Annotated in this window: 2 protein-coding genes; both read right to left on the reverse strand. The window is 61.6% G+C overall.

What is annotated here, in order from left to right:
* Positions 1-163: 163 nt before the first annotated feature.
* The gene (locus tag EOD15_RS33350; RefSeq protein WP_127320629.1) at positions 164-1,258 is read right to left on the reverse strand and encodes an ABC transporter ATP-binding protein; all 1,095 of its coding nucleotides are present in this window, start codon (positions 1,256-1,258) and stop codon (positions 164-166) included.
* Between the two features lie 93 nt (positions 1,259-1,351).
* A partial coding sequence (locus EOD15_RS33355) for a branched-chain amino acid ABC transporter substrate-binding protein (RefSeq protein ID WP_148129793.1) occupies positions 1,352-2,061 on the reverse strand: 710 nt, incomplete at its 5' end.

Genomic DNA, 2,061 nt, shown 5'->3' on the forward strand with positions numbered 1-2,061 from the left:
GAGGGCGGGGGGGAAAACACATATTCAACCCCGCCGTAAGGTCCGCGCGTCGAGAACGACACCACGATGATGATACCGATCGGGATGATCAGCGTCAGCAGCATGATGAGATGGGCCGGCAGCAGGCCGAGGACATTCCAGTCAGGACTTTTTGTGCGTGCCTTCATGCGCCGAGGATCCGCACGGATTCGGCGGCAAAGCCAACTTTTACCGATTGCCCGATTTCGAACATCTGGCCGCGGCTGACGCTGTTGCGCTTGGAGATGCGCAGCTTGGTGCCGCCCGCTTCAATCAGATAGTATGTGTAGCCTCCGAGATAGTTGGTGCTCATGATCGTGCCGTCGACAGCGATCGGGTTGTCCTGGGCGGGCAGGCTGATTTTCTCCGGACGTATCGAGATGAAGGCCTTCTGGCCGGCGATCGCTTTCTTGTGAGAGGCCGTCAAGGTCATGCCGAGCTGCGTTTTCACGGTTGCCTGCTCGCCGTCCACGGCAATCACGTCGGCGTCGAGGAAGTTGGTCTCGCCGATGAAATCGGCGACGAAGCGGTTCGACGGCTCCTCGTAGATCGCCGCGGGTGTGCCGAGCTGCTGGATCTCGCCATCGCCGAGAACGCAGATGCGATCCGACATGTCGAGCGCTTCTTCCTGGTCGTGGGTGACGAAGACGAAGGTGATGCCGGTCTTGCGCTGCAGGATGCGCAGCTCGTCACGCATGGCCTGGCGCAGCTTCAGGTCGAGTGCCGAGAGGGGCTCGTCGAGCAGCAGCACTTCCGGTTCCGGCGCCAAGGCGCGGGCGAGCGCCACGCGCTGGCGCTGGCCGCCCGACAATTGCTGCGGCTTGCGCCCGGCAAAGGCCTCCATATGGACGAGACGAAGCATATCGGCGACGCGCGCATCGCGGCGGTCCTTTGACCAGCCGAGGTTTTCGAGCCCGAAACCGATGTTCTGTTCGACGCTCATATGCGGAAACAGGGCGTAGCTCTGGAAGACGGTGTTGACCCGCCGCTTATGCGGGGGGAGTCCCTGTATGTCCGAGCCGTGCAGGAAAATCTGCCCCGCCGTCGGCTGCTCGAAACCGGCGATCATGCGCAGCAGGGTGGTCTTGCCGCAGCCGCTCGGGCCGAGCAGCGTGAAGAACTCGTTGTCGTAGATGTCGAAGGAAACAGGCTTCAGCGCCTGATAGGTGCCGAACACCTTGGAGACGCCCTTGATTTCGACGGCCTTTCGAGGTGCGCCGTGGCCGGCCTCGTCATTCATGGTCAGGCGCTCCGGTCAGGACTTTTGCGAGCTCGGCGATGAAGGTGATCGACGCCGCGCCACTGAGAACGGGCGCGGCGTCGATCAGGTAAGTTACATCTTCTCCCATTTGCCGCTGCGGACGACGAACATGTCGATGTCGATGGCCATGTTGGTCTGTCCGTTGGCATCGAACGAGACGTCTCCCAGAATGCCATCGTGGTGGATGTCACGAATGGCCTTGCTCAGCGCCTCCTTGTCGTCGAGGCCTTTTTCCTTGATGACCTGAAGCAGGATCTGCGTCGCCTCGTAGGCATATTTCGCATAGGAGCCGGCGGGATCGGGATAAGCCTTGGTTTCATAGGCCTTGTTGAATTCCTCGAGCTTGGGGTTCGACTGGACGGCCGGAGTTCCGGCGATGGTGCCCTCGGCGGCAGCTCCCGCGATCTCGATGAATTTCGGGTCGTAGATGCCTGAAATTCCGTACATCGGCAGATTGCCCATGCCGAGGTCGGCCATCTGGCTGCGCACCAGCGCTGCTTCGGTGACGACACCGCCGAAATAGACCGCGTCGGGCGACGCTGCCTTCGCGGTAGTCAGCATGGCGCGGAAATCGGTCGTGCCGACAGCCGCGGCATCCGAAGAAACGACCTCGCCGCCGGCCGCCTTGAAGAAATCGCCGAACCATTTGGTGTTGGCCGCACCGTAGTCGGTGGTGTCGGAGATGATGGCGATCTTCTTGATCTTGCCTTGCTTGGCGATGGCTTCGGCCAGCGGTTTGTTCTCGTTGACCAGCGTCGGCGTCACGCGGGTCACGTTGGGGA

The organism is Mesorhizobium sp. M7A.T.Ca.US.000.02.2.1 (assembly GCF_003996995.1).
In the GTDB taxonomy this organism is placed as follows: domain Bacteria; phylum Pseudomonadota; class Alphaproteobacteria; order Rhizobiales; family Rhizobiaceae; genus Mesorhizobium.